Below are 21,601 nucleotides of genomic sequence, written 5' to 3'. Positions count from 1 at the left end.
AATCGTGGCCTACTCGTCACCACGAGCCGCCTCGAACATGTCGATAGCCGCCTCGCGACGCTTCGCGTGGTCGACGATCGGGTCCGGATACTCCGGTGCGACGCTCGCTCGCTCATCGGGCTCGAGGGCAACCCAATCGTGGATCGTTTCGGCGGGGACTTCCTCGAGTTCCGGGACGTAGTTTCGGATGTACTCGGCGTCGGGGTCGTGGCGCTCGCCCTGGGTCATCGGGTTGAATATCCGGAAGTACGGTTGTGCGTCGGTGCCGGTTCCGGACGCCCACTGCCAGCCGCCGACGTCGCTTGCGGTGTCGTGATCGGCGAGTTTCTCGCGGAACCAGGCGTACCCTTCACGCCAGTCGAACAGGAGGTCCTTCGTCAGGAACGACGCGACGATCATTCGCAGGCGATTGTGCATGAACGCCTCGGCTCGAAGCTGGCGCATTCCGGCGTCGACGATCGGATATCCCGTCTTCCCATCCTTCCAGGCCTGGAGTGCAACAGAATCGGTTCGCCACTGAATCGGGTTCTCGTAGGACCGGTAGTTTGTCCTGACGGTGTTCGGATTCGTGGCGAGCACGTGGGCGTAGAACTCTCTCCAGGCGAGTTGAGATTCGAACTCCTCGCAGGATTCAGCCGCCGCTTCGTCCGGTGTCTCCGTTTTCGCACGCTCTACCGCCTCGTACACCGTTCGGATGCCGACGGTCCCCCATTTGAGATGCGGCGAGAGACCGGAGGTGACGTCGGCCGCGGGGTCGTCCCGTTGGTCCGCGTACCGATAGATGGGATCAGCACAGAACGTCTCGAGCCGGCGGCGTGCGGCCTCCATCCCGCCGTCGGGAATATCCGCCTCGGGGTCGTCGAAGCCGAGGGCTTCCTGAGACGGAAGCGAGTCGCCGGAGACTGACGCCAGTTGCTCGCCGTTCGGTGCCGGGACGGGCGAATCCTTCTCGCGATCGCGCCACTTGCGCCAGAAGTACGAGTAGACGGCGTACGTCTCGCCTTGCTGGGTGGTGATCGAGCCGGGTTCGAACAGGATCGCATCGTCGGTAGACGTGGCCTCGAGTCCGGCGTCGGTCAGCGCCTCGCGGACCGCCTCGTCTCGCTCGCTGGCGAGCCCGGAGTAGTCTCGGTTCCACGACACGCGCTCTGTGCCGTACTCGCGGGCGATCCGCGGCAGTTCGTCTCGGGGATCGCCGATGGCGACGAGGAGGTCGCCGCCGCGCTCGCGATACCAGGCCCGGAGTTTCGACAGTGATTCGAGCATGAACGCCACCCTGGGCGGCGAGGCGAACTCGAGGACCGCCGGGTCGAAGACGAACGCGGGTATCACCGAACCCGTTTCCGCCGCGGCGTGAAGCGAGCGATTGTCCGCGGGTCGAAGGTCTCGGCGGTGCCAATGAACGTTCATGGCGCGGTGGGCTCGCCACGCGGAGTAGTAGTCATCTCGATGACCGTCTCGAGAGGGCCCGGTCGTGTTCCCTCGGACCGAGCTGTGCGTCTGTGGCTCATAGTGTGGCGTCTCCCGCTCGAGAGTTATCGATTGCCCCTAACAACCCAATTCACTAACGGGCCGACGCCGGTTCCATCACCGAGCCCGATCGACCTCGAGGAGCCCTGCTCGAAACTCCACAGGAGCGACTCGCCGATAATTCCGGAATCCGAAAATAGTGAGGTCGTTCGGGAGCAAATCCAGGTCGTTCCTGTTCGAGTACCGAGTCCGTCGACTCCCGCAATAGACCATGTATCGACACGGATTCGCGCTACTCACTTATCTCGAGATTTCCATGGGAACCTCAACCAGCGTTCCATGGAGCCGTCGAGACCGTTTCCCCACCGATCTACATCAAGCGAGACCAGATCGAGTTCTGCTCGACATCGTTTAGAACCGAGCGCATCTCCTCGAGAGTGACTTCTTCGAAATCTACAGACTCAGCTCCCGATTCTCGGTGCGGAGCGTGTCTGTCGTCTAACGCGACGAACGGCTCGAGCTCGAGTTCTTCGACCAGTTTCGGCGAAGCGATCGAAGCGATAAGCCTCAGGATCGACCTGTTGACGCCTTTCATGGCCCGTCTCATCTGTCGGAGGTCCGCTAACCGCTGTCTGGTCTCTTCGGAGAGATCCGCCTCGGTAACGGTCGCTCCCGGATCGACGTCGAGTTCCGAGGGATCGATAACGATGTGGACGTTGCCGACGTCATCGAAGTGAATCCGCTCTCTGTGGCGGCGCAACCGATTGACGCGGTCGATTGTATCGTACAATTCGAACAGGGAACGGCGGGTTTCGGGCGGGAGTCGAAGAAACATTCCGGAGTGTTTCAGCTGTTCGAACGCCGTCGTCGAAAGGGCGCTGGGAAAGGAGACGACGTACCGGATCTCGAGTTTCGTTCCGGGAGGGACCTCGAGGGGGAGGTCTACCTGCTGGCGCTGCAGGTCGCCAGTAAGTAGTTCGGCGAGGTCGCGCATCCGCTCGGTATTCTGCTCGAGTTCCGTCTGCATCGCTCGAAGCGATTGGATCTCTTGCCACTGATTGCGCAGATAGAACGTGAGAAAGACGGCGAACAGAGCAGTGACAGCTCCGGCGAAAATCGATACGACAGCACCCGTCTCAACCATGGGATAGTCGACGAGACCGAGGAACAAAGGCTTCGAGCCGTCGAGAAAGGGTCCGTCCGCAACAGCTATATTGTGCTTGGTTCTCTCTAGCAGGTATGGTCACGGAACGATATCGCTTCGAGTGTCACGATGTCGCAGACTGTGACGTCGTCGTCTACAGCGAGTTCGAGGAGTCGATATACGAGGCCGCGCGCTCTCACCTGCGGGACGTCCACGGACGAACCGTCTCCGATACGGACATCGCACCGTATATCGAAACGCTCGAGGTTACGTAGACGGCCACGGATCGGAGGGCCCCAATCAGCCCGGAAATCGTCCCGATTTTCCGATGTTCGAAACAGCCACTCAGATCCATATACGGGTGATGCTCGGCCGGATATCCCCATCTCGTATCCGGTTACGGGATTGTACCTGACAACCGCAATACTAGCTTAATACCGTCTGTCGCCTACTCGCATTCGAGGAAGAGACAATGACTATCGACGAAATGCGACACACTGCCGAGTCTCGAAAAGGGGAGCGAGCACACGGTCTCGACGCCGGCGAACACCTCGAGTTTATCGACTGGCTTGAGGCCAACCCGAAATCGGGAATGCTCGAATTTCGCGCCTCCGGCGTCACCGAAGAGGTCGCCAACCGCACGACCGCAACGATCGGCGACTGGGCGCTCGGCGGCAAAAAAATGGGGGCGGACCGTGAACACTCCCTCGAGTTCGGGCTTCCGCCGGAGCTAGAGGAGGCGATGGGGTACGTCGAACCGACCGACCGCTACGAGGCCATCGAAGGCGCGCTCGCTGGACTCACCGCGTGTATCAACGGAACGATCGTCTACAACGCGATTCGCGAGGGAATCGACGTCGAGGAGGTGACGACGACGGTTCGTGCGCCCGTCGACCTTCGAGTGCTGTTCGGCATCCACGACATGGATCGGGTACAGGACATGTACGGAGAACTCGAGATCGACGTCGCTGTAACCGGCGACCTGACCGCTGGGGAGCGGTCGATGGTTCGTGAGTTCCCGAGGCGGTCCCCGGTCTACAATCTCGTCACGTTCGAACACCCGAACAGACCCAGGGTCGAAATCAACTCGGCGGCCTAGCCGCCGGAACAAGCAAGATTTGTTTTCACAATCCGGAAACGGACGCGGACGCACAATATTTAGTCGCCACAGTCGGTGGGATAAGACATGGGAATCGATCGGACGGAGTTACGAAAGGGACTCTCGAGGACCTGGCCGTACCTCCTTTCGCACCATCACCCGTCCGAATGGTATCGATGTTACTCGCCGGTGATCTTCGGAAGACGAATCCACGTCTGTGCGCGATGTTTGGGTATTTATCCCGGAATACTCGCGGCGCTCGTCGTCTCCCTGTTCGCGGGTGGTCTCGCGCCTTCGTCGACAGCCGCCCTCGGTATCGTCCTCGTCTTTCCGCTCCCCGCACTCCTCGACTGGACGGCGACCACGTTTACCGGTCGCCGAGGTCACAACGGAGTGCGAACGGTGACCGGCTTTCTGCTCGGATACGGCTACGGCGTCGGTTTGGTGCGTCTCTTTTTCGCGTTTGATCTCCGCGTTGCGCTCGTGGGAATCGCCTACGGGGCGGTCGCCGGCGCACTCGTGTACGTGTCACAGAACGTGTCGGAATCATAGATACTAATTTAAGGCCGCTGTGTCAAGCATTGGTCAGCTTTCGCATGACTCATACCAATACCAGTGGGGAACAACGCAACGGCGATGCAGAAACCGACTCCGTTAGAGGGGCGATCGAACGACAGCGTTCGGGTGAGAGGAGATGAGTCACTCCGAGAACAGCAAATTCTGTCAGGAGTGTGGCGAACAAATAAACAAGAAAGCAGAAATCTGCCCAGAATGCGGCGTGAGACAGCCTTCCGCCGAGGGCGACACCAACTCGGATAAGATCGTCGCCGGTATTCTGGCTATTCTACTCGGGGGACTGGGCGCACACAAGTTCTACCAGGGGAACATCAAGTACGGCGTCCTCTACTTGTGTTTCTTCTGGACCGGCATTCCCGCCCTTTTCGGAATCATCGAGGGGATCATCATGCTGGTCTCGGACGATTCGGAGTACGAACGGAAATACGCGGACGGGAGCATTTTCGGGAAATTCTAAAGGACTCAGCGCGAGTTCCACGGGTCACCCGACCGGGGTCGTTTACCCCGGCCCGACCTGACCTTAGGAAGCACACTTCCATCGGCCGATATCCGTTCGTGATCGCACGCTCGAGAACGGTTTTTTACGGGTGTCTTCCGTGGCTTGATTGTACAGTTGTCGTTCCTTTTGAGCAGTGAGGCTATCGATTCGGCAGTTCCCTCGCATGCTTGCTCCCGCGACCTGCCGGAAACCCTACGATAGCGCCGGTGTCCGGGACCCCCCAATCCCGGCTCGAGACACTGCTCGAGTCCCAGCGTGGCACTCTCGAACTCCCTGTGACTTGAGTCTCCACGTGACAAGCCTCCACGCGTGACTTCAGTCGGCCCCACGCGTAGCTTCAGTCGGATCCCCGCTCGGCCTCCTCAACAACTATCCGATCGTGGAGTTGTTTATTCCCAAACGGGAACTAATCGTCGATTTTCTGAATCGAACGCCCTCTCTGTCGATATCAGTTTCGTCGATCGACGAAATCTCGATTGAAAGAATATGAGTTATCCGTGTGGAGTGCAGTCACGAAACTAGCTACTTCCAAAACCATGTCTGGCAAATACGACCTCGTCATCGTCGGCGGCGGTATCAGCGGTGCTTCCTTACTGTACACGACAGCGAAGTTCACCGACATCGATTCCATCGCACTGATCGAGAAAGAGCCCGAAATTGCCGCGATCAACTCACACGTCACGAACAACTCCCAGACGCTCCACTTCGGAGATATCGAGACGAACTACACGCTCGAGAAAGCCGAGGACGTCAAGGAGGGCGCGGAACTACTCGCGGGCTACCTCGAGGAGAACGATCCGGACCGTGAGATGCACTCGAAGCGTTCGAAGATGGTGCTTGCCGTCGGCGACGACGAGGTCGAGCAACTCGAGTACCGATACGACGAGGAAGGCTTCGGCGAACTCTTCCCGAAACTGCGCGCGATCGGCCGCGAGGAGATTGCCGAGATCGAACCGGCAGTCGTCGAGGGCCGCGATCCGTCGACGGAGATGCTCGCGCTCCAGACGCCGGACGGCTACGTCGTCGACTACGGCGAGACGACGAAGTCGTTCGTCGAAGACGCGAAAGAAGAGGCGAACGTCGATGTCTACACCGGAACGGAAGTCGAAGACATCACGGAGACGCTCGACGGGTACACCATCGGGACGAGCAACGGTCGATTCGACTGCGAGGCCACCGTCGTCGCCGCCGGCTCGCACAGTCTCCAGATCGCGAAGGAACTCGGCTACGGCGAGGACAAGGTCTTGCTCCCCATCGCCGGGAGCTTCTTCCTCGCGGACGACCTCCTCAACGGGAAGGTGTACACCCTCCAGATGAAGAAGTTACCCTTCGCCGCAGTCCACGGCGACGCTGACGTCCACGACGACAGCATCACGCGCTTCGGACCGACCGCGAAACTCGTCCCGACGCTCGAGCGTGGCCGAATCTCGACCGTGAAAGATTTCCTCGACGTGTTCGGCCTGAACGCGGCGGCGTTTCTCAGCTACGCCAACATCCTCTCGGATCGCGTCTTGCTTCCGTACGTGCTCCGAAACCTCGTCTACGATCTGCCCGAGGTCGGCCCTCGACAGTTCCTTCCCCACGTCCAGAAGGTCGTCCCGAGCGCCGAACTCGAGGATATCGAACGCGCCAAAGGCTACGGCGGCGTCCGGCCCCAGATCGTCGACACGAAAAACAAGTCCCTAGACATGGGCGAGGCGAAAATCGTCGGCGACGACATCGTCTTCAACATCACCCCCTCGCCGGGCGCATCGACCTGTCTGAAAAACGCCGTGCAGGACACCGAACGGGTGCTCGAGTTCCTCGACGGCGAGTACGAGTTCGACGAGACCGCACTCCGCGAGGAGACGATCGGGAACTTCCCGCGCATTGACGAATCCGATTCAGACGCAGCACCCGAAGCGCGTGCCGATGCGGTTGCAACCGCCGCCGACGACGACGACTAATCGGCTCGATAAACGGGGTTGACAACAGCCGTTCGGACGCCGAAGCTGATCGACCGAAGGTGATCTACTTATGATCGATCGCTCGGGTGGCGACGTGGCAAGTCAAAATCGGAACCGTACTCCACCGCTGACCAGCGCATCGACGATTTCTGCTCTCGGATACCCGCTCCCGTCCAAGCACCGATCACGCGGATACTGAACCCAGTCATCTCACCAGCGTTAAATGAGCGCACCATCAGTAGACGAAACATGCGAGAGAATCAGACTACCGACCGGGCGCTCAGGACCCACCCGGCGGCGGATATCGAGACGGTCGTCGCCGATCCCGAGGATATCATCGAGGCGTTCACACGAAACCACGAGGAGGAGAGGCTTCGAACACACGTCCTTCGACTCACGCCGCCGTTCGAGGGAGAAGTTCAGGCGGAGCCGTACGGACAGGAGGGGCCAAAGCGGTATCCGCCGGACAGGGAGCCGGAACCGATCCACCTCGATCCAGCAACGTTCGTCCGAAACGAAGCCGGCGTTCACCCGAACGAAACTCACCTCACGGTCCCGACGCGTAAAGCGGTCCGCGAGCGAGCGACAACAGATCACGGCGACGAACTCGACGAGGACGTTCTCGAGGAGGAGTACGAAGCGGCGCTCGAGGAGTGGGAGAGTCAGGTGCGAGACTCGTTGATCACCAGCATCCGGATCTACTTCGATCACAGGGATGCCGACGAAATCTGGACGAACGCCCGGTACGTCACGTCAGACGAGTGATACGGTTCCGGACAATTTGTTGTCGAGGCCGCGAAGAGGGATTCGGACTCAGTGGCTTTCGACCGCTCGAGGGAAGCTCGCGTCTCACGAAACGCCGATCTCGAATCGTGTACCGTCGAGATTTTACTGTTCGCGATTTCGATTTCCCAGTCGTGGGCCAACACGATCTGCTCGAGGGTCGTCGTTCCTAATCCGGTTCCGTTGTGTCTCTTTCGTCGAAAAGTATGCGTAAACGGCTGGGATCCGATCGATCAGTTACCAGTTTTCGCTCGCCTCTATCGTCCCGTCATCGATTATCTCGTAGCCGTCCCGCGTTATCCGAATCTGGTATCCGACGTACTCGAAGGTCAGTTCGAACGCTGAACCGGAGCCGTTGATCAGACTCTCTATCGGTTCAGGATCGATCGTCTCGTAAATTGGAGGGAGCTGGCTGGGTTCGACTCCCTTCGATTCCGCGACCGCATCGATGAGATCCCAGATACAGTTTGATGTCGTTGTTTGAGTGGAGCGTATCAAATCCATCTATCTACCGAACTCGTGGCCACTGGTCTAAAACTGTCGAAAATTCGCTAAACTTGATCGTTGAGTTAAAGTGTCATCAAATTATACCGAGATCAGTACCAAAATAGCATAATATATTGACATTCTCATTGACAGAGAGAACTGTAGTTTGTCGAAACGGCAACCGAATTCGGTCACTCCTATCCCTGAAAATCGACGTCGATGATTCCGAATCGGTACCTGAACAATCGCCGTCGGTGATGAACAGTCGCCGTCGGTGAATTCGATCGACCGGTCGCGAGCACGAGCGGTCCTCTCGAGGAATGACAACCCCACAGACACTCCCACCGCTCGAGGGTATCGTGCTGAATATGTACCGCTAGAGACGGTGAGACGGACAAAACACGGACCCTGTCGTTATGGTAATCCAATACGTTCATATGCTGTCAGGAAGACACGAAGATATGAAAGACAGGCCGGACCTCTTCATGGTGGCAGAGGCGTTCGTTTTGGGACTACTCGCCACGGCCGGAATTCTCTACGCGACGTTGGGTAGCCCGCTCGCGGAGTCTTTTCCAGCAATTTCCGGGATGGGAGTAGTGGCCTGGGCGGTCGGTCTCATCGGTGGAACGATACTGCTCGCCGAGTGGCGGCATCTCACAACGGGAGCGCTGCTCGGCGGCGAACTACTGGGACTTTTCGCCGGCCTCTGGGTGTTCGCGATGGTGGTTGGCTGGAGTTTCGTCATGTTCGCAATCGTTCCCATCGGGATCACAGCGGTCGTAACCGGCTCGTGGGTCGCCTACGAACGGGAACAACAGTACGGCAACCCTCGAGAACCGCCGGTCGGGACCTGGCGACATGTGTTCGCGATCCTGATCCTCCTCCCGTCGGTCTTTCTGGGTTTGTTGCTGTTCGCCTGATCAGTTGGTGCTATCCGGCCGACTCGGCGAAACTTCTGAGGGGCATTTCCGGCGTCAGTCATCACCAGCGATCGCCCCGTTCGATCGACCGGTAGGCGGGCCTCGAGCGGTTTCGACCGCTCCCTCGAATCCGTCCGCACACACCGAGAGCGTCAGCGTGTCTAGTGCGTTAGCATACACCGTACAGTGATTCCCGTCGGCGACGGGACGAATTTCGGCGGTGACGAGCCCGGCGTCCTCGAGCCGATTTAGCCGACGATAGGCGGTCACTCGAGAGATATCACAGCGGTCGACGACCTCGGCCGCGGAACGTTTCGTCTCGTCGAGCGACTGGAGAATCTCTCGGGCGTGGTCATCGGCCAGTAACTCGATCGTCTCGGTGAGGTCGATCGGTTGGGTCGCCGTCGGATCGCCGCGACACGATGTCCGTTGCATGTGCTCCCGGCTGATACTGGAACAGTGATAAACCCCTCCGGGATTTTGGCGGCCGCAAAACGGGAGGAAGAGGGGGCGAGCGGTCGCCTCGAGACTCAAAGGGGGTTGCGGATCCATTCGAACCGGAGGTTCTCGAGGACATGGTTCGATCAAGCCAAGACGCGGTGTATCGCCGTGTCTCAAAACCGTCCCATCCGAAGCGTTCGGCGCTATCGGAGAGGGAACGTCCGAAACCTATTATACGATTTATACGTCAATACAACACGATGATTTCCCGCCGAAATCGTGCGATTCTCGAGTTGCTCGCGAGCCTGTTCGCACTCACGATATCGATCCGTCCCCTGCTGGAGCGTCGCGAAAACGGCGACCGAATCGGGCCGACCCCAGGGACGAGCGACGCGGCGATGCAACCACGGGACTCGAATGTGCCGACTCGAGACCCGGACCACCAACGGCCGGGAAACGCGTTCGTGGCAGGCGTCGCGGAGGGAACCCCCGACGATCCCCTCTCACCCCGATGGTTTCTGTGCGGGTTCGCAACTGCAGTCGGCTATCGACACCGCTACGATCACGACGTGGGGTCGATCCGACAGTCTCGAGCCCGACGGATCGGGTTCGGGGCGCTCGAGGTGCTTTCCGGTCTTCTCCTGGCGCGCTACGACGAAAACGCGTCCCACAGCTTCGGCGTCGGTAGCTGTGCTGGAGCGGTCGTCTATCGCGTGAAATACGGACTTCTCAACGAACCGCCTGGGGAGTAAGGGGTGCTCGAGAAGATCGAAGAGCGGTCAGGTCCGCAACAATCCATAGAAGAGCAGACATTAGTTTGAGAGTATCTTCCGGAGAATCCCCTCGAGTTCCTTCTCCAGTTCCGCTGCTTGCAAGATTGTTACCGGGTTTTCGGCCTGTTCCTCGAGCGATGCCGTTTCATCATCGAGATCTTGGACGACCAAGAGACCGTTCCAGCCCGAACCGAAGTAATCCTCGGCCATTTCGTCACGGCCGAAGACGAACTCCTCGTTAACCCGAAGGAAAGCGAGATACTCCAGCGTTTCTTTGATTCCACGGCGGATCGTATCCACCTTAGTGCTGTTTTTGACTTCCACGATTAGGTACTCGTGTTGGTCTTGCTCCGGCGAAATAATCTCGAGAACGATGACATCGGGACGGCCAGTGTGGTTTCGAAAGTCTTGACCGAAGTAGTCACTCGCAACGTCTTGAGCCGTCCGCTGGACCTCGTCAGTTCGTGAGAGGTTTTCTTCTTCGTCGGGGACCGCGACAAACGACAGGTTTCGATCGGGTGCAGAATTGTCGTGATAGAGAACGATCTCCTTGTCGTCTTCGAATCTGGCCACTTCCTGTCGCCCGGTTGCGATCGTCTTGAACTCCGGCTGTGTCTCACGCAATCGTTCGAGCGTTGAGACGAATCGGAAAAGAACGAATAATTCGAAGAGTGTGTCCTGATCATCGGGGGCAATTGCCGTTTCCTCAAGGAGTGCACGGATTTCGTCAGCTTCGCCACGAATCAGTCGTTCTCGAGACCGAAGAAGCGAAGCGGCTTTACGATACACTTCGTGGCGCGAGTTCTCTGCCGTCGTCAGCATCCGTTCGGTTGGTTCGTACGTATCGGGGTCGCGAATTCGGCGAACGTGGACGTTTCGCTCGACGATATGCTGTAATTCGTCGATCAGGTTTTCACTGCCCTTCCACGTTTCTTGGACCCACTCGTACTCGCCCCGAAGATACTGTTCGGCCTCACGGATAGTCGTGTGGATAACGGATATCAACCGTTTGAGGACGATGTTTTCGGGGATATCGTAATCCTCTGACCGGTTCTCGCACACGAATATCGACGAGTCCCGAGGATGTTCGCTGTATCGAGTTTTGATCGTCTCTCCCCAGTTGATCCGTCCGTCGACGGTTCCACGACGCTTCCGTGTGGTCGTTCGCGTTTCAGTTCGTACGCTCCGCAAGTGGTTCGGTAGCTCTCGGACAAAGTCGACGACATCCGATTTGAGGATGAAGTGAAGATCGAGCAGTAGTTCGTACTCTTCGAACCGCTCGTCGAGTTGCTCTGGTTTGATTGATTGTGCTAGCTCACGTTCGGGAAACGACCCTCGCATTACATGAGCGAGGACGTCCTCGGTCAGTTGATCGAGGAGTTGGTCTCTATTCATGCTCGGCGATGGTTATCTGAAGCATCTCTCGAGATGCATCCTCGAGCAAGGATTCGTCAATTTCTCGGACGGCCGCTATCTCGCGGACGATCTGACGGCGTTTCGGAACACCCTCTAACTGTGGAAGAACGTAGCTAACCACCGCTTGCGTGAGGTGGTACTCGAGTTCGTCTTCGGGATGATGAGTGACGTATCGAAGAACATCCTCGACTATCGCTGGTCCGATCGAGCGTTCCTCGACGGCGTGGTTGGTTTCTCGCCAGACGCGACCGACTGCCATCGCTACGTCACGATCGAGGTCGAGCCCCCATGCATCTGCATAGTTGTGGACGATCTCCTCGAGGCGCTCTTCCTCCGCTCGAGAATCGGGAAGTGAAGGCGCTGGAACGCGAACAAACGCGAACCGACGCATGAACGCGTAGCTCATCTCGTAGAGCGACGTTTTGTCGTAGGTATTCATCGTCGCGAAGATTCGCCACGAGTCCGGAACGAGGTACTGGTGTTCGGCGACCCGCCCCGAGTGATCGCCAGTCGTCGTAATCTCGACCTCGTGGCCATCTCTGGTATATGGGAGCTGAACCGACTGTCCCGAAAGCAGTGTAAAAAGTTGGCCGAAGGCTTTGTCGATGTCAGCGCGGTTCAGTTCGTCGATAATCAGCAATTCGTTGGACTGTGACCCCGTTTGCGTCTGTTTAAGGCGGTTGAGAACGAGACCGGGTTTGAACGAGAGATTATCCCCGTTCTCGCTCGATTCGTTCGGCATGTATCCACCAACGGTGTCGAACGTCGACCAGTCAGCAGTCGCCGTCGTCGTCTCGAAGCCCGAATACAGGTGCGGCGAGGTTTCGGCGAGATGCGCACAGACCTGGCGAGCGATTTCCGTCTTTCCGGTGCCCGGTGGTCCCGTCAGGAGAACGTGTTTGTCCGCCTGAAGCGCCGTCGAAATCTGTTCGATAATCCGCTCACCGCCGTCATCCGGGAAGTAGAGCCCGTCGAGGACGCCAGACTGGATCGAGCCCTGATACGAAGTCGAGACACTAACCGACGGTGCCTCACGAAGATCGTCCACGAAGGCATCAATAAGTACAACTGGTCGATCATAATCCACTGAGCCGTCTGTGGATCGAAACGTTGCGAACCGGGACTGCACTGGAAACTCCGTTCCCGATATCTCAGCACAAATTTCGTTGGCATCCGAGATCGGAAGACGGTTCGCCGTGAGGGCGTCACACTCTCGGTCGATTTCGCTCGCTGTCTTCTCGGTGATCGATTTTGAGGAGTCAATCTCCTCGAGTCTTCCAGAAACGAAGAGGCGATCAAACGTTGCAACCAGTGGGTACGACTCACCCTTCTCGTGTTCGTCTCGCCACCACGGCTCAGCCTTCTCGAATGTCTGCCCGAGGATACCGACGCCGATAAGTCCGGCCGGTTGCTCAGTGAACGCGTCATCGGAAGGTTGTGTACGCGAGTGAAATAGCACTACGTCGCCCTTCGCGAGCCCTTCCCAGTCCTCTCGGTCTTCGCTCTCAAAGCAAATCGAGTTGTACTCGAGGCTCGTTATCCAGAAATCCGGCGGTGCAGTGAACTTGTAGACCGTAGACGTTGTCGATTGAATATGTTCGACCACCGGATGTTCGATATCGGATGCCAATCGTAGCTTCTCAGTGGTCGTGTCCGTCTCGATTGTATAGGAGTCGTGGAGAATACTATTGAGTCGGGGCTGACTGAGCACGCCGCCGGAGAGACTCAGTCGATCTTGAACGAGACGAACCCAACACAGAAAGAGCGTCTTGGCTGGAGAAAACGCTCCGAGCGAGCCGATATCCAGTTCGGAGGCTGTTCGCTCGAGTTCTGGTTCGAGTCGTTCGTAGATATCCCGTAGTTGATCGAACTGGTTGGCGGTGTCCGCCGAAACATCGTCGGACGGACGGAAACCATCGAGAGCACTCGTCCAATCGGCGATGAGCGCTTCCCCGAACCGTTCGGTGAGCCACTCCGTTTCCGTCGACGAGTCGGTGAGTCGTCGCCGAACGTCGTCTCTCGCCGCCTCGAGGCCGTCGTAATCGTTGTTGCTATCCGTTCGAGAGATTGGCTGTCCCGTAATCTGGTCGATAAACGCGCTAACAGAATCGTACTCGTCAAAAAAGCTCGAGCCGTCTCGTTCGAAATTGATTCGACTGTAGGTATCGTTCGGCCAGCCTTTGAACCCGATCGTCTCCCAGAATTGCCCGCGGTCGAGCGTCGTCTCGTAGATGGGGGCGAGGAACATCACGTGCTGATACGATTTATCCGATCCATCTCCCCAGCCCACTCGCTGGGTGAATTTCGAAGCGGTGTCGTCGTCGAGAACGATCGCGTGAGCGATCCGTGCCAACAGCGTATACTCCCCGCCGCGGCGACCATCGCGATCAGCGAACAGGAGGAAATCACCTTCGTCCGCGGACTCGTCGGCTGTATTTCCCCAGACAGATAGCGTCTCGTGGTCGAGAGGGATATTACAGGGGTCTTCCAATCGGTCTCGAGAAACGCCTTCGATGACGGTTCGATCAAAGTTCGTGCGGATCGGCCCGTCGCCAGTTTTCACGGGAACCTGATATACGGTCGGATCGTCCGTGCTTGAATCCGTGTCCTCCCCGATCACGTCGTCCCCATCTGGTCCCGTCTTCATTGGTGAGAAGCAGACAGTATCAGCCTATAAAACCTGTCACAAACGGAGGTTGATAATGTCTACGGACCAAGAGAAACTCGAGAGAGGCACTGAATACACAGACCAACGAACTATTCAGGGCGCAGCAGCGTCGACACCGCCGCTCGAATCCGCGAACGGGATATCGATCTCGATGCCGTCGTACCCGAGCGGCGGTGTCTTCGCCTGTTCGGATCCGCCGCCGTCGAACTCGAGAACGCCGATATCCTCGAGTTCGGAGAGGTCCCGGTGGACCTGCTTGTAGTCTCGGTCGACGAGGTCAGCGGCTTCCCGGATACTCTCGGGTTCGTGTTCGGCGATCGTCTCGAGCAACTCGAGGATCCGGGTTACGAAGCAGACTGAGCTTCGCGTACGAATCGCCGTTCAGAAGCGTCCTCGAGTTCGCCGCGCTCCCGAGTACGACCGGCAAATCAGTACATATTGCAGTTACCGCGCATGTACCCGTGCAGTCGGATCGAGCAGGAGAGGGTGCTGAGACGGAGCACTCAAGAGACTCTCGGCCATAGGCGAGAGCAGTGAGTCAGGACGCTCTCGCGGTACTGTTCGGCGATCCGTTCGCCGTTATGAACACGATCGGTCTGGTTGCGTTCGCACTCGTCGGGTCGTCGAAGGCGATCCACGAGGAGTTCGACTTGTTCGGAATTGCCATCGTCGGATTGGCGATGGCGTTTGCCGGTGGCGCAACGCGCGATCTCCTCGTGACGCGAGTGCCATTAGCGCTCCAGTCACCGATCGAAATCAGTCTGGGGCTCCTCGGAGTCGGCTTGGCGATCGCGCTGAGCATCGTTCTGTCGTCTCCAGAAAGACATCCGGTCACGCTCGTCTCCGACGCTATCGGACTCGCCGCCTTTACGACGACCGGTGCGATCGTCGCGACTGAAGCGGGCGTTTCGGCGTTCGGTATCGTTGCTATTGCGACGATCAACGCCGTCGGGGGCGGTGCGTTCGCAGATATTCTTCTCGACCGCTCCCCGTTCATCCTCTTCGAGGATTTCTACGCGAGTTGTGCGGTCCTCGGCGGAAGCGCGTACTGGCTGGTTGGTACGGTCGGAGGTGGCGGGAGTACGGCCGCTGTGGTGTGTGCGGCAGTGACCGTGGTGACTCGGCTCGCTGCAGTTACTTACGGGTGGAATCTTCCGACGGTACAGCATTTGGATTATTAAGAGGTGTGCCTTGGTATCCGTTCGGTCGCGCAGGTACTCGAGGATGGCTCTATCGACCGGCGTCATCCACTCGGCTAACCGCGGTCGCATTTCGTCGAGATAAAACGGGCCGTGGTTCACGAGGACTGTCATCACGTCGTCGCCAGAATATGTTCGCTTCGACATCTCGAGATCGGGCCTACTGAAATTCCTCTGGCAGTGATTTTCCAGGGACGTTCGTTTCGGGATCGATGCCGAGTTCCCGGAGTTCTGCGTCTGTTGGCTCTCGACCCTCGCCGTTGTAGCCAGCGACCGCTTCGTCGAGGTTTTCGAGCGCCTCGGTTCGCGTCTTCCCCTGACTAGTGACGCCGATCGCTTCGTCCGTTGCGACCTACCACCCGCTTTCCTCGGTGAGCGTGATTGTCGTCTCGGACTCAGGGGTACCGTTCGAGCCAGTATCAGTGCTCATGTGCTGTGATATGCTCGGTAGGTGGTTAGGCGTTCGGCACGTGCGAGTCGTTCAGTGCCTCGAGAACCACTCGCCACTAACTAACAAGTTCGGGAGGATCATTCGAACTGTTGGGTAATAGTTGACAGTAGCGCCTTTCTTTATTCAGGAGGTCACGCAAAACTCACGTTCAGACAATCTCGTTTGGCTCACGAGCGCGGGGTTCGTGGTCGGCATTTCCCCGTTCGTCGTCTTCATCGCGTACGTACTCCGGCCGCGACCGTCGCGAAGCAGGCGCTGGCGATAGGGCCGTTCATCCTTCATAGGGTCGGTTGTAACTGTTTACCGGTCATTCGCCAGAGCGGGGTGGCGAATAACCGGAAATGACTTACAACCGACCCTATCAGGAGACCGAACGTGGGATCGATCTGGGGGGAATGAAACAGTCAGCTGAAAGTCATTTCCGGAGCAACCCCGAACCGTCTTGTGGTTGCTCCGTACACAGTTACTCCGACCCCTCGTTCTTTCGTACTTCGGTGACGATCACGTCCCAGTCCGGATGGTCGGCACCGTTCCGACAGTTCCACCCACCTTCGACGTCAACCCCGTTGCTGTACGCCCGACGAAGGAGCGCTTTCAGTTCGTCATTTAATTCCGCTCGAGTCGTGAGCGTCGTCTTTTCGGAGGTCATTTGTGAGGGACGCCCTCGTTCAGGTCGTCGATTCGATTGTGTCCTGGTGGATCGATTGCGATCACACCGTAGCTGTAGACGGTTATCTCGTACTCCGCGACGGTAAACGTGACCGAGATATCTCCGTTCGTCGCGACCTGAAGGGAGACGAGCTCATCGAGCGCACCAGTGTCGACGGACGCGTGGAGCGGTTCCAGTTCGGTCGGATCGCTGTCCACCACGTCCGACAGCGCCGCAATGACGGCCATGCTTGCGGAGGTCTCATCTCGATCGTACTGGGCTCGGCACGTTTCTGACTCGCGATGGTACTCGATCGACTCCAACTCGGTACTGGCTAAGCTGGCTGCCATACTGTTCTACACCAATATAGCGGCCTGAACCGGTTGAACAGCTATACTGATTATACAGAAGGTATAAATAGGGGAACCGAGCGGTTCGGGCGAGCTTACGAAGTGATGAGCGTCCCGCCAATGAGCCGTCGGTGCCCGCGTCTGAGTCGAGACGAAAGCGACTGCTGGGTGATTCCGAGCTCCTCGGCAACATCTTCGAGCGACGCCTCGCGTGGGGAATCGAAGTAGCCGTGTTCGTAGGCCAATACCAGTGCCTCTCGCTGGGTGTCAGTCAACTCGTAGCCGTCTTCCTGTATCGCGAGCAATGCGTGCACAGCGGTAATTTCGATCGAAATATCGTACTCCTGAACGGTGGAGCGAAATTCGCTGATCTTCTTGTGACTCTCACCCCGGACCTCGAAGTCCCACCCGTCGTTCGTCCCGACCGCGGAGAGAACGACGACGTTGTCCTCGGCGAGGGCGTTCAAGATGCCAGCGTACTCCTGATCCCACTCCGCACGCATGAGATACTCGTCCTCGACGCTATCGATGAGATCGATACTGTTCACGCCAGGGTGGGCTTCGAAACAGGATTCGATATCCGCGGGTTGCCCGCCACGGACCCAGAAGTACGGGATTATCAGGCTCTCCTGTGGAAGAAGTCGCTCCATTTCGATCGTCACCTCCGGTAAATTTTCGAAAACCGTCCCCAGTGGAAACTCGGCTGCCGGCATCGTGAACTCCATCACGGTGGCCATATCGACTGATTGGTCACGAAGGCGGATAACCGACGTGGATGGTGTACAAGGGCTGATTACGATTGGCCCACACGCGGTGGATGGCGGGCCTGGTACGGGATAGCGGACGGGAATCGGCGTCAATTTCGCGCAGGCATGGTGTACCAAGCCGCTCCGTTTTGTACGGGCAGGGCCAACCATGGTGGCAAGAGCGAGTAATGAGCGTTATTGCTGAAGTTCGCATTCCATCCGCTGACTTCGAACTCGGACGGATTCTCCGCGTCGAGGGGGTAACGTCCATCGAACTCGAAAACCTCGTCCCGGTTGGTGATGCCACCGTTCCGCTTTTCTGGATCCACAACTCGACACGACAGTCGTTTCTCGAAATCGTCCAACGCCACCCGGCTGTCACCAATGCATCGGCGGTGGACGTGTTCGACGACCGGACACTCTTCACGCTCGATTGGGATGCGAACCAGGACCACGTCTTCCGCGGAATCAGCGAGAGCGAGGGGCAGCTACTGAGCGCCGTCGGTACACCCGACGCGTGGGACTTCGAGTTGCGATTTCCCAGCCACGGCGCTCTCAGCGAGTTCACGACGCACTGTGAGGATGCACAGGTCTCGGTCGAGACGACTCGTGTGTATAATCCAACGGAACCGGACGACGGTCCGTGGTACGGCTTGAGCGAGCCCCAGCGCGAAGCGATTCGTCTCGCCGTCCAGAAGGGGTACTACGATATCCCGAGAGGCTGTACAACCAAGGATCTCGCGGACGAACTCGGAATTTCCGATCAGGCCGTGACGGAACGACTCCGTCGTGCTATCGTGGCGCTCGTCACGCATACACTCATTCCCGCCGAGTCAGGGACGTGAACCGTGTACCCTTGTACACCATGCTAAAGGTTCACAGATCTTGCACGTTATTTAGTGAGTATGCACCGTAATCTGAGAGTGGAACGATTGGCCACCCGGGAAACCACATGACGGTCAGTGCCTTCGAGAGTGGGAAATCGATCCCACTCGATGTGGTTCTCTCGGCAGTCGCCAACGAACACCGACGGGCTGTCCTTCGATCACTGAACCAGACCGAGGGGGAGGCGATGCAGGTTAGCGCGCTCGTAGATCAGGTTGCCGAACGCATTCGAGATGAAGAACCACCGGACGACGACCATCGACAACGCGTCCACACTGCACTTCACCATATTCATCTTCCACAGCTGGAAGACTGCGGCATGATCGTCCACAATACCGAAACGAATCAGGTCCGGAACAGTACCGATGAACTGGACCAACAACCACTAGCGCTGATTGATATGTATGAAGCGTGCTGAACAATTGGAGCAGTGTCAAGACCCTCTCACGGGTGAGTGCTCGTGTCGAAGGTAGATGAGCGAACGAAAGTGGCTGCGAGGTGCTGTGAGTGTGGTGCGGTCTACTCAGCGTGGGTGCTTTCTGACAGTTCAATCCATGTTATTGGGCGGAAAGATGGGTGTCGGTGTGGGGAATCAGCGTTTCAAGCGATAGCAACGGGCGACGGTAGCGGTCCCTCATAGACGAGTGTTCTGTGCGGATGAATTCTCGTTGGAAGCGCTGGTCACCGTTGTCGTGGGCGTGCTTTTCGCCACAGAGCGCCTCGACGCGGGCTGCATCGAGGATCTCGACCACCGATTCGAGAAGTACCGATTCAATGTTCTTCTCGGGGACGAACTCAGCGAGAGGGCAGCGAGCAGTACAGGACAAGGAGTTATCGGAATCACCAAGATGAAACCCAATAACTGACAGAAATATGCTTCGAGATGTATAGAGCCACCAATATGACGAATGTAAAATATGTTGGAGAATACACATGGGGATTGGTGTGGTATATTGTAGCGTGAAAATCCAAGAACTCATCCACCTTCACGCGTTGCTCCTCGAAACACGTGAGTGCTTCGAACGGGAAGGAAACGTGCCATACGGGCCATTTAATCCCGACGATGCTCAACCGATTCGCCCATCACATATCCATCGCCAGAAAGACGCACACATGAACGCGATTGACCTGCTACTCGACGGCTTCGAACAAGCCGTTCAAACGCACCCTCCACCAGACAACGCACTACCGTTCTAAATACGAGATACTCCCTAAATATGACACCCACTATTGAAGAGGCATCTGACCGTTGTGATTTGGACGCTGTTGTAATAGACAACCCCCGCTCGGCCAACGAGTGCGTACTCTATCCATCGGACGCGACCGACGACGAACTCGAAACGATGTGGATTCTCGCCGCGGAGGGTGATTATACCCCTCTGGCGGATAGTCAATGATGAGTCCGCATCGAAGCACCACTCTTTGAAGTTCTACGTCGATTGGCAGTTCTCTCAGCGGTCAATACGCACCTGTAGTGTGCAAAACCTCCACGAGAATAAGTTTTTAAAATAGGATTCAACAGGACCGGGTACTACTCACTCACCTTCCTCGAGCGAATCCGCATCGAGATCCCCCTCGAGATACTGCCTTCCATCTTCTGCAATTTCGTAGTATTCACGCTCGACTCTGACAATAAATCCATAGTCGACGAGAATAGTAAGTCGACGATTCACGTGTACACGTGACTTGTCGATGTTCTTCGCGATCACTTGTGGCGAGAGAATCAGTCCTGACTCGAGGATCTCGAGAATCCGTTCATCAGTGGGCAATTGCATCCACTCGCCTGGTTTTCTCATCAATTTGTAGATTTCATTCGTCTACTCGTGTCGATTCAGTCGTTACTCGTGGTCAACGTCTAGCTCCCCGGGCTCGAGGTCCTCATCCAGATATCGGCGTCCAAGTTCAGTAAGCGAATAGTAGCCGTCGCTTCCGCGATCTAGTAGGCCGTGTTCAGCGAGGAGCCTGCAACGTTGTCCAGCGTAGTTTGGGTGAGAGTCAATGTTGCGTCCGATAACTGCTGGTGGAACTTCGCCTGCATCTCGCACGTATTCCAGAATAGCGTCGTCGGTTGGAACCATCCAGTCAGCGCGTTCTCGCATAGTAGAGATACCGTTTTATCGAAGAGATATCGGTCATACATACCGCGTAGCTACGTGATAGTATATGAAATCTCACTCGAGTTTGGGCGGATGGCTGTAGTATCCGTCCCGAAGCAAGAACGTCCAGCCACTCCAAAGCGCTCACTGTCGAATTTTGAAGCGGATCCACGGAGGGATTTATTCATTTGCCTCGAGCGAATCTGCGTCGAGATCACCCTCTAGATACCGCACACTATCCGTATCGATTTCGTAGTATCCCCGTTCAACTTGCACAGCAAGTCCGTATTCGACAAGAACCGAAAGCCGTCGGTTGATCTGTTCGCGGCTTTTATCGATGTTCTTTCCAATGACTGAGGGAGACAGAATGAGGCCCGACGAATGGAGGATCTCGAGAATCCGTTCATCAGTTGGTAATTGCATCCACTCGCCGGGTCGTCTCATGGCACACTCGAGTAAGCAATATGGCTATCGGTCACTCTGGGACTATTGATTATCATTTGCCTCATCAGACTCGAGTTCTTCCACATCCAGTTCACAAACTAAATACGCTCGGCCTCGATCAGGTAGCTGGTAAATGCCACCAGTTTCGTCGTAGTACTCGACAAGTCCGCGATCACGAAGTGTCATCAAGTGTTCTCTGACGGTCTGTCGGCTCCAGTCGCTGTTTTCTGCGAGCAATCGTGGTGAGAGCACGAGTTCGTGGGGACCACCCTCGTTGTGTAGTAACTCGAGGATGGCTCTATCGACCGGCGTCATCCACTCGGCTAACCGCGGTTGCATTTCCTCAGAGGACGAACGCTTCTTGTTTGACTATTTCCATCGGTGCCGAAAGAACGGCCGCCTTTTCAAGAGAATTTGGGTAGTGCGAGCCCACAGTTCGGCTGGTATCGGATATCCCGCTTTGTTGGAATCTGCAATCGCTGATAGACCTGATACAGTAAGCGATCAGTACCGGGAACTCACATGCTATTCGAGCTATGGGCTTATCTCACCAGAAGTCG

General features: G+C 57.2%; 25 protein-coding genes and 4 pseudogenes. 13 read left to right on the top strand and 16 right to left on the bottom strand.

Going from position 1 to position 21,601, the window contains the following annotated elements; all coding sequences use genetic code 11:
- Nucleotides 1-9: 9 nt before the first annotated feature.
- The gene (locus QNM96_RS10380; protein ID WP_283836155.1) at nucleotides 10-1,410 is read right to left on the bottom strand and encodes a deoxyribodipyrimidine photo-lyase; all 1,401 of its coding nucleotides are present in this window, start codon (nucleotides 1,408-1,410) and stop codon (nucleotides 10-12) included.
- A 430-nt stretch (nucleotides 1,411-1,840) separates the two neighbouring features.
- Nucleotides 1,841-2,614 carry a hypothetical protein gene (locus tag QNM96_RS10375; protein WP_283836154.1) on the bottom strand — a complete coding sequence of 258 codons (774 nt, stop codon included), beginning with the start codon at nucleotides 2,612-2,614 and terminating at the stop codon, nucleotides 1,841-1,843.
- 95 nt (nucleotides 2,615-2,709) lie between these two features.
- On the opposite strand from QNM96_RS10375, the gene QNM96_RS10370 reads away from it, so the two are divergent.
- From QNM96_RS10370 to QNM96_RS10345, 6 genes are all read left to right on the top strand, one after another.
- Nucleotides 2,710-2,889 (top strand): DUF1059 domain-containing protein, encoded by a 180-nt coding sequence (locus QNM96_RS10370; RefSeq protein ID WP_283836153.1) that lies wholly within the window; start codon nucleotides 2,710-2,712, stop codon nucleotides 2,887-2,889.
- Between the two features lie 197 nt (nucleotides 2,890-3,086).
- Nucleotides 3,087-3,713 carry an OsmC family protein gene (locus QNM96_RS10365; RefSeq protein WP_283836152.1) on the top strand — a complete coding sequence of 209 codons (627 nt, stop codon included), beginning with the start codon at nucleotides 3,087-3,089 and terminating at the stop codon, nucleotides 3,711-3,713.
- Between the two features lie 87 nt (nucleotides 3,714-3,800).
- The gene (locus tag QNM96_RS10360; RefSeq protein ID WP_283836151.1) at nucleotides 3,801-4,265 is read left to right on the top strand and encodes a DUF2085 domain-containing protein; all 465 of its coding nucleotides are present in this window, start codon (nucleotides 3,801-3,803) and stop codon (nucleotides 4,263-4,265) included.
- A 142-nt stretch (nucleotides 4,266-4,407) separates the two neighbouring features.
- Complete coding sequence (locus QNM96_RS10355; RefSeq protein ID WP_283836150.1) at nucleotides 4,408-4,746, top strand: TM2 domain-containing protein; 339 nt, start codon at nucleotides 4,408-4,410, stop codon at nucleotides 4,744-4,746.
- A 578-nt stretch (nucleotides 4,747-5,324) separates the two neighbouring features.
- Entirely contained in the window at nucleotides 5,325-6,734 is a 1,410-nt protein-coding gene (locus QNM96_RS10350) for an FAD-dependent oxidoreductase (protein ID WP_283836149.1), read from the top strand.
- 249 nt (nucleotides 6,735-6,983) lie between these two features.
- Entirely contained in the window at nucleotides 6,984-7,499 is a 516-nt protein-coding gene (locus tag QNM96_RS10345; RefSeq protein WP_283836148.1) for a hypothetical protein, read from the top strand.
- Nucleotides 7,500-7,754: 255 nt separating this feature from the next.
- On the opposite strand, the gene QNM96_RS10340 is transcribed toward QNM96_RS10345, so the two are convergent.
- Nucleotides 7,755-8,021: a HalOD1 output domain-containing protein gene (locus QNM96_RS10340; protein ID WP_283836147.1), complete on the bottom strand. Its 267-nt coding sequence runs from the start codon at nucleotides 8,019-8,021 to the stop codon at nucleotides 7,755-7,757.
- A 443-nt stretch (nucleotides 8,022-8,464) separates the two neighbouring features.
- Between QNM96_RS10340 and QNM96_RS10335 the strand changes: the two genes are divergently transcribed.
- Nucleotides 8,465-8,923: a hypothetical protein gene (locus tag QNM96_RS10335; protein ID WP_283836146.1), complete on the top strand. Its 459-nt coding sequence runs from the start codon at nucleotides 8,465-8,467 to the stop codon at nucleotides 8,921-8,923.
- A 54-nt stretch (nucleotides 8,924-8,977) separates the two neighbouring features.
- On the opposite strand, the gene QNM96_RS10330 is transcribed toward QNM96_RS10335, so the two are convergent.
- Nucleotides 8,978-9,358: a winged helix-turn-helix domain-containing protein gene (locus QNM96_RS10330; protein WP_283836145.1), complete on the bottom strand. Its 381-nt coding sequence runs from the start codon at nucleotides 9,356-9,358 to the stop codon at nucleotides 8,978-8,980.
- A gap of 266 nt (nucleotides 9,359-9,624) precedes the next feature.
- Between QNM96_RS10330 and QNM96_RS10325 the strand changes: the two genes are divergently transcribed.
- The gene (locus tag QNM96_RS10325; RefSeq protein WP_283836144.1) at nucleotides 9,625-10,116 is read left to right on the top strand and encodes a hypothetical protein; all 492 of its coding nucleotides are present in this window, start codon (nucleotides 9,625-9,627) and stop codon (nucleotides 10,114-10,116) included.
- 60 nt (nucleotides 10,117-10,176) lie between these two features.
- On the opposite strand, the gene QNM96_RS10320 is transcribed toward QNM96_RS10325, so the two are convergent.
- From QNM96_RS10320 to QNM96_RS10310, 3 genes and pseudogenes are all read right to left on the bottom strand, one after another.
- Entirely contained in the window at nucleotides 10,177-11,532 is a 1,356-nt protein-coding gene (locus QNM96_RS10320) for a hypothetical protein (RefSeq protein ID WP_283836143.1), read from the bottom strand.
- Entirely contained in the window at nucleotides 11,525-14,200 is a 2,676-nt protein-coding gene (locus QNM96_RS10315; RefSeq protein ID WP_283836142.1) for an AAA family ATPase, read from the bottom strand. The genes QNM96_RS10320 and QNM96_RS10315 overlap by 8 nt, the downstream gene beginning before the upstream one ends.
- 114 nt (nucleotides 14,201-14,314) lie before the next feature.
- Nucleotides 14,315-14,621: pseudogene (locus QNM96_RS10310) on the bottom strand (transcriptional regulator); the annotation flags it as partial.
- 133 nt (nucleotides 14,622-14,754) lie between these two features.
- Between QNM96_RS10310 and QNM96_RS10305 the strand changes: the two are divergent.
- Nucleotides 14,755-15,402, top strand: a complete 648-nt coding sequence (locus QNM96_RS10305; RefSeq protein ID WP_283836139.1) for a TRIC cation channel family protein — start codon at nucleotides 14,755-14,757, stop codon at nucleotides 15,400-15,402.
- 178 nt (nucleotides 15,403-15,580) lie between these two features.
- Here the strand turns inward: QNM96_RS10305 and QNM96_RS22925 are convergent.
- A pseudogene (locus QNM96_RS22925) lies at nucleotides 15,581-15,850 on the bottom strand (type II toxin-antitoxin system HicB family antitoxin).
- 172 nt (nucleotides 15,851-16,022) lie between these two features.
- On the opposite strand from QNM96_RS22925, the pseudogene QNM96_RS10300 reads away from it, so the two are divergent.
- Nucleotides 16,023-16,216 (top strand): annotated as a pseudogene (locus QNM96_RS10300) (hypothetical protein); the annotation flags it as partial.
- Between the two features lie 118 nt (nucleotides 16,217-16,334).
- Here QNM96_RS10300 and QNM96_RS10295 read toward each other — a convergent pair.
- The 3 genes from QNM96_RS10295 to QNM96_RS10285 all read right to left on the bottom strand — a co-directional run bounded on the left by QNM96_RS10295 (nucleotide 16,335) and on the right by QNM96_RS10285 (nucleotide 17,607).
- Nucleotides 16,335-16,520 (bottom strand): hypothetical protein, encoded by a 186-nt coding sequence (locus QNM96_RS10295; protein WP_283836138.1) that lies wholly within the window; start codon nucleotides 16,518-16,520, stop codon nucleotides 16,335-16,337.
- On the bottom strand, nucleotides 16,517-16,870 hold the full coding sequence (locus QNM96_RS10290; protein ID WP_283836136.1) for a HalOD1 output domain-containing protein: 354 nt from the start codon (nucleotides 16,868-16,870) through the stop codon (nucleotides 16,517-16,519). Before QNM96_RS10290 ends, QNM96_RS10295 begins: the two co-directional genes overlap by 4 nt.
- A gap of 95 nt (nucleotides 16,871-16,965) precedes the next feature.
- On the bottom strand, nucleotides 16,966-17,607 hold the full coding sequence (locus tag QNM96_RS10285; protein WP_283836134.1) for a helix-turn-helix domain-containing protein: 642 nt from the start codon (nucleotides 17,605-17,607) through the stop codon (nucleotides 16,966-16,968).
- 197 nt (nucleotides 17,608-17,804) lie between these two features.
- Between QNM96_RS10285 and QNM96_RS10280 the strand changes: the two genes are divergently transcribed.
- Both QNM96_RS10280 and QNM96_RS10275 read left to right on the top strand, forming a co-directional pair.
- Nucleotides 17,805-18,461, top strand: a complete 657-nt coding sequence (locus QNM96_RS10280) for a helix-turn-helix domain-containing protein (protein ID WP_283836133.1) — start codon at nucleotides 17,805-17,807, stop codon at nucleotides 18,459-18,461.
- A 107-nt stretch (nucleotides 18,462-18,568) separates the two neighbouring features.
- A complete protein-coding gene (locus tag QNM96_RS10275) occupies nucleotides 18,569-18,919 on the top strand; it encodes a hypothetical protein (RefSeq protein WP_283836132.1) in 351 nt (116 codons plus the stop codon).
- Between the two features lie 247 nt (nucleotides 18,920-19,166).
- Here QNM96_RS10275 and QNM96_RS10265 read toward each other — a convergent pair.
- Nucleotides 19,167-19,376 (bottom strand): annotated as a pseudogene (locus QNM96_RS10265) (ISH6 family transposase); the annotation flags it as partial.
- A 58-nt stretch (nucleotides 19,377-19,434) separates the two neighbouring features.
- Between QNM96_RS10265 and QNM96_RS10260 the strand changes: the two are divergent.
- Nucleotides 19,435-19,698, top strand: coding sequence for a UPF0058 family protein (locus QNM96_RS10260; protein WP_283836129.1), 264 nt, complete (start codon nucleotides 19,435-19,437; stop codon nucleotides 19,696-19,698).
- A 338-nt stretch (nucleotides 19,699-20,036) separates the two neighbouring features.
- On the opposite strand, the gene QNM96_RS10255 is transcribed toward QNM96_RS10260, so the two are convergent.
- From QNM96_RS10255 to QNM96_RS10240, 4 genes are all read right to left on the bottom strand, one after another.
- Nucleotides 20,037-20,297: a transcriptional regulator gene (locus QNM96_RS10255; RefSeq protein ID WP_283836127.1), complete on the bottom strand. Its 261-nt coding sequence runs from the start codon at nucleotides 20,295-20,297 to the stop codon at nucleotides 20,037-20,039.
- 42 nt (nucleotides 20,298-20,339) lie between these two features.
- On the bottom strand, nucleotides 20,340-20,600 hold the full coding sequence (locus QNM96_RS10250; RefSeq protein WP_283836125.1) for a hypothetical protein: 261 nt from the start codon (nucleotides 20,598-20,600) through the stop codon (nucleotides 20,340-20,342).
- Between the two features lie 177 nt (nucleotides 20,601-20,777).
- Entirely contained in the window at nucleotides 20,778-21,041 is a 264-nt protein-coding gene (locus tag QNM96_RS10245; RefSeq protein ID WP_283836123.1) for a transcriptional regulator, read from the bottom strand.
- 42 nt (nucleotides 21,042-21,083) lie between these two features.
- Nucleotides 21,084-21,380, bottom strand: a complete 297-nt coding sequence (locus QNM96_RS10240) for a winged helix-turn-helix domain-containing protein (RefSeq protein ID WP_283836121.1) — start codon at nucleotides 21,378-21,380, stop codon at nucleotides 21,084-21,086.
- Nucleotides 21,381-21,601: the final 221 nt, after the last annotated feature.

Source organism: Halostagnicola sp. A-GB9-2 (genome assembly GCF_030068615.1).
In the GTDB taxonomy this organism is placed as follows: domain Archaea; phylum Halobacteriota; class Halobacteria; order Halobacteriales; family Natrialbaceae; genus Halostagnicola.
This window is presented reverse-complemented; position numbering and strand designations above follow the sequence as displayed.

Excerpts from the sequence above, each read along its gene's own strand:
- QNM96_RS10375 (WP_283836154.1), bottom strand. The coding sequence starts at position 2,614 with ATGGTTGAGACGGGTGCTGTCGTATCGATTTTCGCCGGAGCTGTCACT.
- QNM96_RS10260 (WP_283836129.1), top strand. The coding sequence starts at position 19,435 with ATGGGGATTGGTGTGGTATATTGTAGCGTGAAAATCCAAGAACTCATC.
- QNM96_RS10240 (WP_283836121.1), bottom strand. The coding sequence starts at position 21,380 with ATGCAACCGCGGTTAGCCGAGTGGATGACGCCGGTCGATAGAGCCATC.
- QNM96_RS10350 (WP_283836149.1), top strand. The coding sequence starts at position 5,325 with ATGTCTGGCAAATACGACCTCGTCATCGTCGGCGGCGGTATCAGCGGT.
- QNM96_RS10245 (WP_283836123.1), bottom strand. The coding sequence starts at position 21,041 with ATGAGACGACCCGGCGAGTGGATGCAATTACCAACTGATGAACGGATT.
- QNM96_RS10370 (WP_283836153.1), top strand. The coding sequence starts at position 2,710 with ATGGTCACGGAACGATATCGCTTCGAGTGTCACGATGTCGCAGACTGT.
- QNM96_RS10335 (WP_283836146.1), top strand. The coding sequence starts at position 8,465 with ATGAAAGACAGGCCGGACCTCTTCATGGTGGCAGAGGCGTTCGTTTTG.
- QNM96_RS10285 (WP_283836134.1), bottom strand. The coding sequence starts at position 17,607 with ATGGCCACCGTGATGGAGTTCACGATGCCGGCAGCCGAGTTTCCACTG.
- QNM96_RS10295 (WP_283836138.1), bottom strand. The coding sequence starts at position 16,520 with ATGACCTCCGAAAAGACGACGCTCACGACTCGAGCGGAATTAAATGAC.
- QNM96_RS10275 (WP_283836132.1), top strand. The coding sequence starts at position 18,569 with ATGACGGTCAGTGCCTTCGAGAGTGGGAAATCGATCCCACTCGATGTG.
- QNM96_RS10330 (WP_283836145.1), bottom strand. The coding sequence starts at position 9,358 with ATGCAACGGACATCGTGTCGCGGCGATCCGACGGCGACCCAACCGATC.
- QNM96_RS10290 (WP_283836136.1), bottom strand. The coding sequence starts at position 16,870 with ATGGCAGCCAGCTTAGCCAGTACCGAGTTGGAGTCGATCGAGTACCAT.
- QNM96_RS10360 (WP_283836151.1), top strand. The coding sequence starts at position 3,801 with ATGGGAATCGATCGGACGGAGTTACGAAAGGGACTCTCGAGGACCTGG.
- QNM96_RS10315 (WP_283836142.1), bottom strand. The coding sequence starts at position 14,200 with ATGAAGACGGGACCAGATGGGGACGACGTGATCGGGGAGGACACGGAT.
- QNM96_RS10280 (WP_283836133.1), top strand. The coding sequence starts at position 17,805 with ATGAGCGTTATTGCTGAAGTTCGCATTCCATCCGCTGACTTCGAACTC.
- QNM96_RS10340 (WP_283836147.1), bottom strand. The coding sequence starts at position 8,021 with ATGGATTTGATACGCTCCACTCAAACAACGACATCAAACTGTATCTGG.
- QNM96_RS10255 (WP_283836127.1), bottom strand. The coding sequence starts at position 20,297 with ATGAGAAAACCAGGCGAGTGGATGCAATTGCCCACTGATGAACGGATT.
- QNM96_RS10345 (WP_283836148.1), top strand. The coding sequence starts at position 6,984 with ATGCGAGAGAATCAGACTACCGACCGGGCGCTCAGGACCCACCCGGCG.
- QNM96_RS10355 (WP_283836150.1), top strand. The coding sequence starts at position 4,408 with ATGAGTCACTCCGAGAACAGCAAATTCTGTCAGGAGTGTGGCGAACAA.
- QNM96_RS10380 (WP_283836155.1), bottom strand. The coding sequence starts at position 1,410 with ATGAACGTTCATTGGCACCGCCGAGACCTTCGACCCGCGGACAATCGC.
- QNM96_RS10250 (WP_283836125.1), bottom strand. The coding sequence starts at position 20,600 with ATGCGAGAACGCGCTGACTGGATGGTTCCAACCGACGACGCTATTCTG.
- QNM96_RS10320 (WP_283836143.1), bottom strand. The coding sequence starts at position 11,532 with ATGAATAGAGACCAACTCCTCGATCAACTGACCGAGGACGTCCTCGCT.
- QNM96_RS10365 (WP_283836152.1), top strand. The coding sequence starts at position 3,087 with ATGACTATCGACGAAATGCGACACACTGCCGAGTCTCGAAAAGGGGAG.
- QNM96_RS10325 (WP_283836144.1), top strand. The coding sequence starts at position 9,625 with ATGATTTCCCGCCGAAATCGTGCGATTCTCGAGTTGCTCGCGAGCCTG.